General features: G+C 69.8%; 10 protein-coding genes. 4 read left to right on the top strand and 6 right to left on the bottom strand.

Annotated elements, in window-relative coordinates:
* Positions 1–146 precede the first annotated feature (146 nt).
* The 3 genes from ACIPLC_RS30480 to ACIPLC_RS30490 all read left to right on the top strand — a co-directional run bounded on the left by ACIPLC_RS30480 (position 147) and on the right by ACIPLC_RS30490 (position 4559).
* Positions 147–1625, top strand: coding sequence for a purine-cytosine permease family protein (locus ACIPLC_RS30480; RefSeq protein WP_400476252.1), 1479 nt, complete (start codon positions 147–149; stop codon positions 1623–1625).
* A 177-nt stretch (positions 1626–1802) separates the two neighbouring features.
* Positions 1803–3227 (top strand): MFS transporter, encoded by a 1425-nt coding sequence (locus tag ACIPLC_RS30485; RefSeq protein ID WP_400476253.1) that lies wholly within the window; start codon positions 1803–1805, stop codon positions 3225–3227.
* Positions 3228–3611: 384 nt separating this feature from the next.
* Positions 3612–4559, top strand: a complete 948-nt coding sequence (locus tag ACIPLC_RS30490; RefSeq protein WP_400476254.1) for an amidohydrolase family protein — start codon at positions 3612–3614, stop codon at positions 4557–4559.
* 45 nt (positions 4560–4604) lie between these two features.
* Here the strand turns inward: ACIPLC_RS30490 and ACIPLC_RS30495 are convergent, their stop codons facing one another.
* The gene (locus ACIPLC_RS30495) at positions 4605–5654 is read right to left on the bottom strand and encodes a glycosyltransferase (RefSeq protein WP_400476255.1); all 1050 of its coding nucleotides are present in this window, start codon (positions 5652–5654) and stop codon (positions 4605–4607) included.
* 428 nt (positions 5655–6082) lie between these two features.
* Between ACIPLC_RS30495 and ACIPLC_RS30500 the strand changes: the two genes are divergently transcribed.
* Positions 6083–6505: a hypothetical protein gene (locus ACIPLC_RS30500; protein ID WP_400476256.1), complete on the top strand. Its 423-nt coding sequence runs from the start codon at positions 6083–6085 to the stop codon at positions 6503–6505.
* A 101-nt stretch (positions 6506–6606) separates the two neighbouring features.
* Here ACIPLC_RS30500 and ACIPLC_RS30505 read toward each other — a convergent pair whose 3' ends face one another.
* The 5 genes from ACIPLC_RS30505 to ACIPLC_RS30525 form a co-directional block, all read right to left on the bottom strand.
* A complete protein-coding gene (locus ACIPLC_RS30505; RefSeq protein ID WP_400476257.1) occupies positions 6607–7827 on the bottom strand; it encodes a radical SAM protein in 1221 nt (406 codons plus the stop codon).
* Positions 7824–9152, bottom strand: coding sequence for a hypothetical protein (locus tag ACIPLC_RS30510; RefSeq protein WP_400476258.1), 1329 nt, complete (start codon positions 9150–9152; stop codon positions 7824–7826). The genes ACIPLC_RS30505 and ACIPLC_RS30510 overlap by 4 nt, the downstream gene beginning before the upstream one ends.
* Positions 9153–9184: 32 nt before the next feature.
* Entirely contained in the window at positions 9185–9829 is a 645-nt protein-coding gene (locus ACIPLC_RS30515; protein ID WP_400476259.1) for a hypothetical protein, read from the bottom strand.
* 95 nt (positions 9830–9924) lie between these two features.
* Positions 9925–10935 (bottom strand): UDP-glucose 4-epimerase GalE, encoded by a 1011-nt coding sequence (gene galE / locus ACIPLC_RS30520; RefSeq protein WP_400476260.1) that lies wholly within the window; start codon positions 10933–10935, stop codon positions 9925–9927.
* Positions 10936–11009: 74 nt separating this feature from the next.
* The gene (locus tag ACIPLC_RS30525) at positions 11010–11720 is read right to left on the bottom strand and encodes a hypothetical protein (RefSeq protein WP_400476261.1); all 711 of its coding nucleotides are present in this window, start codon (positions 11718–11720) and stop codon (positions 11010–11012) included.
* Positions 11721–11728 lie beyond the last annotated feature (8 nt).

Raw genomic sequence — 11728 nt, forward strand, 5'->3', positions numbered from 1 at the left:
TCCCCTCCGATACATCCGATACCGGGCTGAGCCTGGAGCGAAGCGGACAAAGTAGGATGGCTCAACCCCCGCGCTACGCGCGAAGAGTTCCATAAATATTCCATTTGCCTGATTCATCTCCGCTTCACACGCACGGAGCCACCCTCATGGACAACCGGTCCACCGCCGACACCGACGGCGCGATAGAGACACGCGGTATCGAACCCGTCCCGGACCACGAGCGCCGGGGCAGAGTCCGCGAGCTCTTCCCGACCTGGGTCGCGGCGAACATCAGCGTCCTGCTCCTCACCATGGGTGCGGCCCTGGTGGTGTTCAACCAGTTGAACTTCTGGCAAGTCCTGATCGTCGCCGCGTGCGCCGCGCTCGCTTCCTTCGGCATGGTCGGTCTGCTGTCGGTCTCCGGAAAGTGGGGCGGAGCCCCTGGTGCCACGCTCTCCCGGGCCACCTTCGGCGTGCGCGGCAACCTCTTCCCCGGCGCGGTGCTCTGGGTCGCCCGGTTCGGCTGGGAGACGATCAACGCCGTCACCGGCGCCTACGCCGTGCTGACCGTTCTCGACCTGCTCTTCGGCGTCAAGAGCAACACCGCGCTGATCGTCATCACGCTCTTCCTCTTCGTCGCCTGCACCTTCCTGGTCTCCGGCATGGGCCGGAAGGCGCTGAACGTCTGCAACACCTGGTCGACGTACCTCTTCGGCATCTTCAGCGTGCTGGTGCTGGGCTACCTGGTCGCGACCATGCACTGGAGCGAGGTCTTCGCCAAGCCCGCCGGCACCACCGCGATGATGATCGCCGGCATCGGGACCATCGCCGCCGGCGGCATCAGCTGGGTCCCCACCGGCCCGGACTTCGCCCGCTACCTGCCGCACGCCGCCTCCGGCAGGAAGATCGTCGGCGTGACGGTTTCCGGTGCCGGCCTGGTGATGGTGCCGATGGTGCTGATGGGTGCCGTGATGGCGGTGGCCTCGCCCGGCCTGGCGCAGGCCGCGGACCCGGTCTCCTTCCTCGGCGACCTGCTGCCGACCTGGCTGGCCGTGCCCTACCTGCTGACCGCGATCGTGGGCATGCTGCTGATCAACAGCCTCTCCATGTACTCGGCCGGCTTCACCGCGCAGACCATGGGTGTGCGGCTGCCGCGCGCCATGGCCGTCAGCATCAACGCCGTGATCTCGCTGGTCGGCGGCCTGCTGCTGATGCTGGTCGCCAAGAGCTTCCTGGGCTCCTTCATCACCTTCCTGATCCTGCTCGCCGTCTCCTTCTCGGCCTGGATCGGCGTCTACACGGTGGACATGTTCCGGCGCCGGTCGCGCGCGGTGCGCTACGACGCCGCCGCGCTGATGGACACCAGCAGGAGCAGCCGCTACTGGTACGCGGGCGGCTTCTGCTGGCAGGCGATGGTGTCCTGGGTGCTCGCGCTGCTGATCGGGCTCGCCTTCACCAAGTGCGACTGGTTCGCCGGCCCGCTCTCCGACACTCCCATCGGCAGGTACGGACTCGCCTGGGCGGCGACCATCGTGATCTCCGCCGTGATCATGGCCGTGCTCCCCGTACCCCGGGAGAACACCTCCGCCACCACCGAACAGCCCACCGACCTCCAGTCGGAGCAGGCCGAACGGGTCATCGCCTGACCGCGCGACGCGCTTCTCCCCACTCCCCGGACCGCCCGGTCGCCGGCTCAGCTGAGCCGGCGACCGGGCGGTCCGGTTTCGATTGTGCCGGGCGTCGGCGTGCTGGGCGCCGGTCGCTCCACCAGCCCGCCGCAGGGGGTTGTGCTTTCAAACTCACTATCGCTAGCATCCCCGGACATGGAGATAGTTGAAATATCAAACCCAGTACCGGTGTCGGCCGCCCGGGACCGGCCGCACCGTCGGGCCGCGTTCCTGGTGGTCGCCGCCGCGGTGTTCGTCTCGAACCTCGACCTGTTCATCGTCAACGTCGCCCTTCCGGCGATGCAGCAGCACTTCCAGGGCAGCAACCTGGCCACCCTCTCCTGGGTACTGAACGGCTACGCCATCGTCTTCGCCGCACTGCTGGTCGCCGCCGGACGGCTGGCGGACCGGATCGGACACCGCAGGGTGTTCCTCGCCGGGCTGGCCGTCTTCACCATCGCCTCCGCACTCTGCGCGCTCGCGCCGGCCGTCGGCTGGCTCGACGCGGCCCGGGTGGTCCAGGCGGCGGGCGCCGCCGCACTGATGCCGACCTCCCTCGCACTGCTGCTGGACGCCACTCCCCCGGCCGAGCGCCCCGCCGCCATCCGGGCCTGGGCCTCGATCGGCGGAATCGCCGCCGGGCTCGGACCGGTCCTCGGCGGACTGCTGGTCGAGGCCGACTGGCGCTGGGTGTTCATCGTCAACGTCCCGGTCGGCGCGGCCGCCATCGCCGTCGGCGCCCGCGTGCTGCCCAGGCTGCGCGGCAAGGAGGACGGACCGCTGCCGGACCTGTTCGGCGCGGGACTCCTCACCGCCGCCATCGCCCTTCTCGCCGTGGCCCTGGTCAAGGGCGACGACTGGGGCTGGGACTCGCCCCGGGTCCTCGGCGGCCTGCTCGCGGCCGTCCTGCTGACCGGCTGGTTCCTGCGCCGCTCGGCACGCCACCCCGCCCCCATCGTCGAACTGCCGCTGCTGCGGGTACCCAGCTTCGCCGCGGCCAACACCGCCGCGCTGCTGTTCACCGTCGCCTTCGCCGGGATGCTGCTGACCTCGGTCCTGTGGTGCCAGCAGGCATGGGGGTACTCGGCGCTGCGCACGGGACTGGCCATCGCCCCGGGCCCGCTGCTGGTGCCGCCGGTCGCACTGGGCAGCGCCGCGCTGGTGCGCAGGCTCGGCCCCGGGCGGCTGGCCGCGCTCGGCACCCTGCTGTTCGCTGTGGGCATCGGCTGGTGGGTGGCCACCATCGACGGCCGGCCCGGCTACGCCACCGGACTGCTGCCCGGGATGCTGCTCACCGGCCTGGGCGTGGGACTGGCCCTGCCCACCCTGATCGGGTCCGCCGCGGCGGCGCTCCCGCCCACGCGCTTCGCCACCGGATCAGCGGTCACCACGATGGCCCGGCAGATCGGCGCGGTGGTGGGAGTGGCGCTGACGGTCAGCCTGATCGGCACCCCGCACGGACCGCAGGCCGCACTGGACGCCTTCCGACGCGGCTGGACGGCGGTGATCGTGGCGGCGCTGCTGGCCTCCGCGGCCTCCCTGGTACTCGCCGCCGCCCAGCGCCGAGCAGCGGCCCGGTAGCCCCCGGCCCTTCGTCGCCGCCGCCGGTGTCGGCGCTTCGACCAGGTCTTTCAGTCGGGTGGTGGCGGGTCCGCGGCAGACGTAGCCGGAGACCACATCGACCCGGACCCTCCCGCCCGGGATGTCGATCCCGGGCGGGTGATGTCCGGATCCATCGGGTTGTCTCGCGGTGGAGGTGCCGGGGTGACGTCGGTGGTGGGGCTGCTGGAGGAGTGGGAGTCGGCCGCTCGGCAGCGGGTGGAGTCGAGGGATTCCACGCATCCCGACTCTCTCTCGCGCGGTATCCGGCATGCGCCCGCGGACTCGTTGCGACCGATCCGGGCCGATCCGGATACTCGGTGTGCGGGCCGGCGCGGCCGCCGCCGTCAAGGAAACGAGGAACGCATGCGACTGATCGCCGTCGAAGAGCACTTCCTGCCCTCCGAGCACGCGAAGGAGGTCATGGCCGGGTACGGCCTGCCACCCGCCGCGGCGGGCCCGTTGGCGGATCTCGGCGCGGGGCGGATAGCGACGATGGATGCGGCCGGCATTGACGTCCAGGTGCTGTCGGTGGTGGCTCCGGCCGCTCAGGAGGTGCCTCGTCCGCGTGCGGTTGACCTGGCGCGGGCGCTCAACGACCGGGCGGCCGAAGCGATCCGGCAGTACCCGGGGCGATTCCGCGCGCTGGCGGCCCTCCCCATGCCCGACCCCGCAGCCGCCGCGGCCGAAGCCTTCCGTGCGGTGCGCGATCTGGGGTTCTGCGGAATCATCATCAACGGCCATACCGGTGGCCGGTTCCTCGACAGCGCCGAGTTCGAACCGGTCCTCGCGGCGGCGGAGGAGCTCGGGGTCCCCGTATACCTGCACCCGACGTATCCGCCGGCCGCTGTCGCCGAGGCGTACGGAGCAGGTCTCGACCCGGCCGTCGCCGCGTTGCTGATGACCGCAGGGTGGGGCTGGCACGCCGAGACCGGGATGCACGTCCTGCGCATGGTGCTGGGCGGCGTGTTCGACCGGCACCCGCGCCTGCAGGTCATCGTCGGACACATGGGAGAGAACCTGCCGTTCTCCCTGCTGCGCGCCGATGCGGTCCTCAGCCGGCTGCGGCCGGGGCACGAGTCCGTCGCCGACACGGTGCGCTCCCACGTCCATCTCACGATCAGCGGATACACCACCGTCGCTCCCCTGCAGTGTGCACTGACAGTGTTCGGAGCGGACCGACTGATGTTCTCCACGGACTATCCCTTCGGAGACCCCGTCCAGCACGCCACGTTCCTGGAAACCGCTCCGCTCAGCCCCGAGGACCGCGCCAAGATCGCGCACACCAACGCTGAACGCCTTCTCACCGTCTAAGACTTGAGGTCTCCCTTCCGGGCGATGAACCGACTCCGAACCAGCTCACCGGGAAGCGGCCGGCGGTTCCACCCGGGCGTTCGTCTCCGGCGGCACCGGGAAGTGCCTCAGCAACTCCTCCATCCAGGCAGCCGGATGGGTGGCCAGCGCCGCGCCACCGGGGAGGGCACGTGCTTTGCGGATGCCCTCGATCAGTGCCTCGACGGCGGCCTCGGTGGTGTACCGGTCGGCGACCCACTGACGGCCCGCCTGCCGCACCTCCTCCTGGTTGGGCATGTCGAGCAGCTCAAGGGCCTTGTCCGCCAACTGATCCGTTTCGAGCTCCGGAATTCGCCACGCAGACGGCGAGTCGAACAGCTCCGCTCCGCCGCCACCGGCGTAACCGGTCACCAGGCAGCCGCTGGCCATCGCCTCGGCCGGCGGCAGGCCGAAGCCCTCGCCCTCGGGCGCTCCCAACGCGATGAACACCGACGTGTCCGACAGCACGCGCGCGACCTCCTCGTGGGGAACCGCGTGGATGTCGTACAGGTCGACGCCCTTGGACCGCGGGTCGGCGTGGAGCAGACGGCGAAGCAGCGTGCTTTCGATCGGACGCTTGCGGGACATCCACGCGATGCGCCGAACCCGCTCGGTCGATGCCGGCCGGAACAACCCGGTGTCAATGATGTTCGGCACCAGGTGCGGTTCGAACTCGGGCAGGGCGCGGCGGAGCATGTCGACGCCCGCCTTCGAGATCGTCCACAGAGCCGGCCGGGCCGACCAGCCCGGATACGGGCCGGGGTCGGGGCAGGTCAGGAAGTTGACGTAGTGCCCCTGCGAGTAGATCACCTTGCGGCCGCCGGGCGCCGGGTCGTGGTCCGGGACCACGCTGACCTCGTGCAGCACGAGCACGTCCTCGGGCCCGAGGCCCAAGGTCATGCCGGACAGGGTCGGCACATCGTCGTCGAACCACGTGTAGCGGAATCCCGGCGTGGGTGTCCAGCGGAACGCCTCGACACCGACCGCCCGCAGCAGCGAGACCTGCTGGTTCAGCACGCGGATGCCGCCGACCGGGAACTGGAACTCGAACGACGCGTAGATGACTCGGCCGGTCACCGCACCTCCCTGAGAAACAACGATCGGTGATACCAAAACCACGAGGGAGCCCCTACGAAGCGGCGTTGCCTCCCCGGGGCCGTGGAGCGACCTTCGTGCTCAGCAGCTGAGCCTTCCCCGCACTCATACGCTCAGGGTGGCAGCAATGTCCTCGTGTGTCACCGGCCCAACGCGGTCGAGGGACGTCACACCGCTCCCGGGACGTTCTCCCCCGGGCTGGCGCCCGCGCCCCAGCGGCTCGACGGAGTACACAGGCCCGGCTGCCCAGACAGCCGCTCACAGGACCACCGGCAGCACGACACCGGACCAGATGCCGGCGACGGGTGAGGACAAAGCACCTGCCCCCTACAGCGGGTTGTGCAACAGGTCGTCAACAGGTTTCCGTGAAACCGTCGCGCGACGGCGGCCCGTGGGCGGATCATGTTCGGGTGCCGATCATCCCGAACCCGAGCCCGCCCCCGCCCGCAAGCCCCCCGTCCTGGGAGGACCGGCTGGAGGCCTGGGTCGGGATATGCGCGGCCCGACTCTCGTGGTGGGGCCACGACTTCACCGACGGGGCATGGCCCGACACCGAGGACCTCGCCGTCCTCCTCGCCCGAACCGTGCGCGACGTCGCCGAGATCCCCTCGATGCGGCCCGCCCACCACGCACTGACCGCCGCCCTCGCCTCCGTCCACGCAGCCGAACGCTGGCTCCGCCCCCACACCGCCGCCTCCCCCGCCATGGCCTGCCGACACCTGCGCCACGCCGCCGAACACCTCCACGCCGCCCACCGCCACCTCACCGACACCGCACCCCGAGGCCGCCCCAGCACCCCACCCCGGCGAGGCCCCGCTTCCCCATCCCCCTGACCGGACCACACCCCGGGCCCCCGGCTGTCCCGAGGGCCGGTCGGGTCGGGGTGCCGCGTCCACCGTGCCGTGCGGGTCCGTGGGCCCGGGGCAGCCCTTCGTCATCCCTGGGGGACGGAGACGGGGAGCCCGCAGTGAATCGCCGAGAAGTCGAGGATCGGGCTGGTGACGATGTCCGCCAGATCGCCGGTCGGCAGCGCGCCCACGATGAACTCCTCCGCGTGCCCGGAGGCCATGGTGACGACCTGTCCGCTGCTCTGGATGAAGAAGTTGACCAGCTCGCGTTCCTCGGCCGCGGCGAAATGGATCTCCTTGCCGGGATAGTCGGCCTTCAGCGCTGTCACCGCCTGGAGCACCTCCTCCCGCGAGACGGCCATCTCCTTCACGAGGTGTCGGGCCGCTCGGCGTCCCCACCACTGGAAGAGCACCCACTGCTTGACCGACTGGTGACCGAAGATCTTCTCCGCGATCGCCGGCAGATCGTCGACGTTCTGCTTCGAGACCACGGTGTGGACACGGACCGCGTGGAATCCCGCGTCGTCGCACAGGCGTAGCGATCCTTGGAGGCGGGACACGAGATCCGGGTCGTTGTTCCTCCTGAACGCCCTTTGTATGTCCGGCGTACTGCCGTCGAGGGGCAATCGGATCGAGTCCAGGGAGTTCTTCAACCGGTCGATCTTTCCCGTGTCCAAGGTGTAGCCGGTCGTGTCGAGGGCGACTCGCAGGCCTGCGGCGCGCATGCGGTCGACGACGTCGAAGACCGGCGGCCACAGGAGCGGATCGCCGCCTGAGACGACGACGTCGGTGGTGCCGTGGGCGACCAGTCGGTCGATGATCTCGTACGCCGTCTCGGCGCTGATCTGGTCCGCGGCGAACGGGTTGTAGCAGCCGCGGCATGCCATGGGGCAGCGATTGTTGATCGACCAGTTGACCCGGTAGGCGATGGGACGGATGCCGGGTAGCGGTCGCTCCATGCGGGAGATGATCGACGTCGTCAGTGCGCGCAGGCGTTCCGCTCCGGGGGTGCGGGTGGTGCTCCCGTCGGCGCGTGTCCGGTCCAGGAGCGCGTTCGCGCGGTACACGGCGGCTCTGTCGGCGGAGTTCTGGAGCAGGCAGAACGCGAGCATGTAGGCACTGCGTCCGTCCTGTGGATCCCGGTCCAGCGCCTGTTCCAGGACCTTGACGAGGTGGTCGAGGTACCGCCCGTTGAAGTTCTGCGGCTCCAGCCTTCGCTGGAAGAGGTCCTCGGCGCTTCCGGCCGGCAAGTGCCGCGTGTAGTCGGCCCGGAGCGGATGCGGGGGGAGGATTTCCACGTGGTTCATGAACCGCCTCCGGTCGACTCGATGTCGAGCCATCCCGTCACCTGGGCCATGAGCTCGGTGTAGGTGTGGCAGTACTGGTCGCCGGAGCCACGGCCCGGCGCTCCCCGGTCCTGGGGCGTGGACTGTGCGAGAGCCTCGTGCACCGAGGTGGTGTAGGAGGACGGCTCGGCCGAATCCGATGCGAAGGTCAGGGGTCGTCGCGCGAACACCTCGGTGAGGGCGGGGATCTCGTGGTAGACGACGGGAACGCCTGCCGGGAGGAGGGCGCAGTATTCGAGGGACAGGATGCTGCGCAGTTCCATGGCCGAAGGCATCAGGACGATGCGGACGTTCGGGGACTGGATCGCCTGGTGGACGAGCCGTGACTGGTAGGTGGTGACGGGGACGATCCGTCCGGGCCGCATCCCCTGGATCGCGGTGATCTTCGAGAGCATCTCCTCGACGTAGGGAGACGCCTTTTCGGCAGGTGCGATGAACAGCAGGTCCGGAAGGCGGAATTCAGTGTCCCGCAGGTACATGTCGAGGATGACGTCCGGACGCTTGTCGGGGTTCATCCGGCCGCAGAACAGCGCGAAGGGCCGATCCGGGAGATCGGCCTCGTCCGACCCGGCGGTCGAGTACCTCGCCGCATCCGGGTAGATCTCGTTGTAGCACTTCACGAGGCGGTCGGGGGGAACGTCGTACGACTCCCGGAGGAATCGGTCGACCGTGCCTCCGACCGACACGACACGGTCCTGGGGGCGGAATCCCGCGAGCGATTCCTGTTCGGCGGAGCGTCGTTCCGGGAACGGCGTCGAGAAGAACTCCGACAGCGTGTGCGGGAACCAGAAGACGGCGTAGCGGTCGCCGTGTCGCGCTCGTCGGTCCAGTTCGGCCGGAAGCCGGCTGAGGTGGTCCTCGTGCGCCAGCACGGCCACGCGGTCGTAGTCCTCGCCGGCGCGTGCGATGCCGCCGGCGAAGTCGCGGCAGATCCGCCGTCTGCGTTCGATGTCCTTCGGGGGGCCGTAGACATCGGTGAACCCGGTGAACCGGTGGTCTCCGTTCCGGATCAGCTCGACTCCCCCCGAGTGGGCCGCGGCGACCTCCTGCGCGCGACGGAGGAGGTCGCCGCGGTAGTTCTCACTGGAGGGGGCCATGTCGGCGGCGACGATGCGCAACGAGGCGCGCCGAAGGACCTCGTACTGGCGGGACAGCAGCGGGAACGCCTCGACGAACTGATTGATCACGACGTGTGCGCCGCCGCCCTCGTAGGTGATTCCTCCGGGCGTCGCCAGGACGAGAGCGACGCGGCCCGGTCGTGCGGCGGGTGTGTCGAGCGGGGTCATGCGGTACCTCTCACGTGTTGGGTGGCCGGCGGTCAGTGGAGAGCTCCGCTGCGTGGCGGGCCGGTGGGCTCCGGGTCGCGGGGGCCGCGTTGCCCCCAGGCCCGTGGCTGGTACAGGCACCACACCATGGTCGGCGTGAACACCTCCTGGACCACCAGGTTGGCCGCCTTCCGGACGACGTCCAGGGAGCCCACGCAGGCGTCGACTTCGCCCTGGTCGGCCCACTCCACGGCGATCGGCTTCGCGTTCGCGTAGCGGATGCTGGCCTGAGGCGCGTACTTGCGGGCGAAGACCGCCGTGGCCGGGTGGATCGCTATGCGCCGGACATCGTCGAGCGTGTCGACCCGCCGCATGTTGGTGGCGATGCACATGGTCTTGGTGGAGCTCTCCCAGATCGTGGCCAGCAGCATGCGGTCCATCGAGCGGAAGTGCAGGTCGACCCAACTGTCGACGACGTCGGCTTCGCCGCGCTCCAGGAAGCCCGCGGCCACCAGGGCGTAGGTGTCGTGCTGCGCGCCGTAGGCCATCGCCGCGGCGAACGACTCGGTGAGGACGACGTCCGAGAAGAGTCCGTCGGCCACCGCATGGGCGTCGGTGCCGACCGGGCCGAGCGTCGCCACCGCGGTGCTGCCGCGTCTGAGACGTTCGACGTCGGCTGCTGACAGGTTCACGGCCATGGTCCCCTTCCTTCGTGTTCAGTGCGCACGTGTTGTCCCTCGACCGGGTGACCCGGTGGCCTGCGCCATCGGGTCACCCGGTGATGCCCTCAGGATCAGACTGCGGGGAGGGCCAGGTCCCGCAGGATCGAGGGGCGCTTCTCGATCCAGGCCAGCGAGTCCGCGATGCCCTGCTCGATGGAGTACCGGGGCGTCCAGCCCAGCTCGACCGCGGCCCGGTCGCTGCGGGTGTAGGCGCCCGCCGAGTCACCGGGACGGCGCGGCGCCGGGACGACCTCCACGGGCTCGCCGGTCACCGCCTCGAAGGCGGCGACGAGTTCCTTGACGGTGGTTCCCGTCCCGGTGCCGAGATTGACCACCCGGTGGCTTTCCGACTCCAGGACGGTGTCGAACCTGTCCAGCGCCGCCAGATGGGCCTGGGCCAGGTCCCAGACGTGGACGTAGTCGCGGATGCCCGTGCCGTCGCGGGTCGGGTAGTCGTTGCCGGTCACCTGGAACGGCCTGCCCTCCTGCGTGAGCTCGATCAGCTTGCCCAGGGCGTGGCTGGGCGACGGAATCTGCAGGCCGGTGCGCATCTTCGGGTCGGCGCCGATCGGATTGAAGTACCGGAGCGACAGCACCTTGAGGTCCGTGGCCGTGGCGATGTCCTCCAGCATCTGCTCGACGTGCACCTTCGTGCGCGCGTACGGGCTCAGCGGTGCGACGCCTGACGACTCGTCGACGGTGAAGTCGTCGTAGACGGCGTAGATGGAGGCCGAACTGCTGAAGATCAGGCGCCGGCAGCCACGCCTGTTCAGAACGTCCACCATGTCCAGCGTCTTGGAGACGTTGGCCCGGTAGTAGTCGATCGGCCGGGCCACCGAATCGGGGACGACGATGAGGGCGGCGCAGTGGATGACGGCCTCGATGTCCGGGAAGTCGTCGAAGATCCGCTCCAGGAGGGCGCCGTCGGCGATGTCCCCCTCGTAGAAGATCCGGCCTTCGGTGAACTCGATGCGGCCGGTGCCCAGGTTGTCGAGGATGATCGGGCGGTGGCCGGCGTCGAGCGCGGCGGACGCGACGGTGCTCCCGATGAATCCGGCACCGCCGGTGATGAGAAGGTCCATGCAGGCACTCCCAAGGGTTCAGGCCGCTGTCCGCGGCCGGGGTGGTGTTTCCGAGCGGAGGGTGGGTACGGGGGTCAGTCGCCCGTCCTGACGGTGCGCCCTGCCTCGGCCGCATCGTCCGGGTCGGCGAGCGGCACCGTTCCGGTGACCACGAAACCGTCCCTGAGCTCGAAGAGGCGGCGGACCGGGACCTCCCGGCCCGCCACGGTCTGAGATCCTCTGGCCGCGGTGAGCTCCCGGACACCGCCTCGGACGTAGTCCTCGACGGTCAGGGTCCCCAGGCCGTGCGACCGTGCCGTCGGGCCCACGTCGTAGTCCCGCCACAGCAGCAGTTCGAGTTCCTGCTCGCCGGGCAGGGGTTCCTCCTGCGGCCGGCCCTCGCCCGTGTCGCGCAGGTCCACGTCCAGGCCTCGATCAGGCCGGCTCAGGGTGAACGGCTCCGCGTCCGGCGACCGCGGCGTGAAGAATTTCCGGAACCCGAGCAGGTAGCCGCGGATGAGTGAGTGCTCGTGGTCCACATAGCCGGCCACCGGGAACAGGAACGCCCGGTCCCGCCATCGGACCGGGATCTTCACCAGGACCTCGGTGAACTCGATCGAGTGCCGTTCCGAAACCTCGGAGGAGACCCGGGACAGGGAGACGAGGAAACGCCGGACCCGTAACTGGTCGAGCAGTTCCCCGGGCACGCCGGGCTGCGCCATCTCCCGGAAGTCGATGGTCTCCGGCTCGTCGAACACCGCGGTCCGGGTCAGGCAGGTGAAGCGGTTGGGAAGGTTGATGGGCAAGGTTTCTC

The sequence above is a fragment of the Kitasatospora sp. NPDC086801 genome, from assembly GCF_044745805.1.
Taxonomy (GTDB): Bacteria; Actinomycetota; Actinomycetes; order Streptomycetales; family Streptomycetaceae; genus Kitasatospora.